The sequence below is a fragment of the Streptomyces sp. NPDC058665 genome (assembly GCF_042714995.1).
Taxonomy (GTDB): domain Bacteria; phylum Actinomycetota; class Actinomycetes; order Streptomycetales; family Streptomycetaceae; genus Streptomyces.
In genome coordinates this window covers 1-1,493 of the sequence record NZ_JBHXRX010000147.1, presented here as the reverse complement: position 1 = coordinate 1,493, position 1,493 = coordinate 1, and the positions used below count along the sequence as shown (strand labels likewise).

Genomic DNA, 1,493 nt, shown 5'->3' with positions numbered 1-1,493 from the left:
GCTGTCCGGCTGGTGACCCAGGTCGGTGAGAAACTCCACAGGCCCGTGACGGTCGCCGACCTGTTCAACCTCCCCACCCCCGCCCTCCTCGCCACAGCCATCACAGGCCCGGAGAGCACCAGGGGCGGCATCTTTACCACGCCTCGTCCGGAGGTGCTGCCGCTCTCGTCCTCCCAGCAGCGGATGTGGTTCTCCAACCAGGTCGATCGCAGGGGCTATACCGTCCCGGTCCGTCTGAGGCTCACCGGAGTTCTCCATCGGCGAGCGCTGGAGGAGGCTCTGGACGACGTGATCGCGCGGCACGAGATTCTGCGGACGTTCTACCCGCACACCGGTGGCCTGCCGCGTCAGGAGATCCTTCCCGCGGCGGCCGGTCTCGTGGAGTTGGAGCACCGGACGGTCCCAGCTGCGGAGCTTGACGAGTCCGTCGCCGTCCGCGCCGGCAGCGCGTTCGATCTCACCACCGAACTACCCCTGAAAGCCTCGCTCTTCACCGCCGGAGACGCCGGAGCCGAGTCCGGTGTCGATGGTGCGGAAGGCGCCGGGGAACATGTGCTGCTCCTGTTGCTCCATCACATCGCGACCGACGAACTGTCGTCCGGTCCCCTCATGAACGACCTGTCGCTGGCATACACGGCCCGGTGCGAGGGACGGCAGGTGTCCTGGGAGCCCCTGCCGGTGCAGTACGCCGACTACGCGGTCTGGCAGGCAGCTCTTCTGGACCCGGAGAAACTCGATGAGGAGATGGCCCGAGGTCTCGCGTACTGGAAGCAGACGCTGACGGGTATGCCCGAGAAGATAGCGCTCCCGGTGGACAGCCCGTATCCGGCGACTCCAAGTCCACAAGCCGGCGCGGTGGATTTCCTCATTCCGGCGGAGACCCACCGGGCTCTGGCCGCGCTTGCCACTCGGAACAGCGCCACTCTCTTCATGGTGATGCAAGCCGCGCTGGCCGGAGTGCTCAGCAGACACGGCGCGGGCGACGACATCCCAATCGCCACGCCGGTAGCCGGTAGGTACGACGAGGCACTCGATGACCTGATCGGCTGTTTCATCAATACGATCTGCCTGCGTACCCCTACCCATGCGGGGATGACCTTCACCGAGGCGTTGAGGGCAGCCAGAGAGGTCATGCTGGGAGCTCTCGCCCATCAGGACGTGCCGTTCGAGTGGGTGGTCAAGGAGCTCAGACCGAACCGTTCGCACAGTCAGACCGCGTCCTTCCAGGTCCTGCTGTCGCTTCTCCACTCGCTTCCGGACGACGTACAGCTGCCAGGACTCGCCGTTGCCGAAGAGGGCGGCATGCAGGAACTGACCCCAGGAGACCTGTCACTCCATCTGATCGCCACCGGTGGGCAGCAGGGAGACCCAGGAGATATCAGGGGCCACCTGTCCTTTCGGCTGGATTTGTTTGATGAGGTGTCGGTGCGGGGGTTGGTGGATCGGTTTGTGCGGTTCTTGGAGTGTGTGGCGGTTGATCCGGGTGTGTTGTT

The 1,493-nt window shown here is 65.1% G+C and carries 1 protein-coding gene; it reads left to right on the top strand.

All coding sequences use genetic code 11. The annotated features are described in order from the left end of the window. Positions 1–1,493, top strand: a 1,493-nt coding sequence (locus ACFWV8_RS38335) for a condensation domain-containing protein (RefSeq protein ID WP_384215103.1), incomplete at both ends; no start/stop codon positions are given.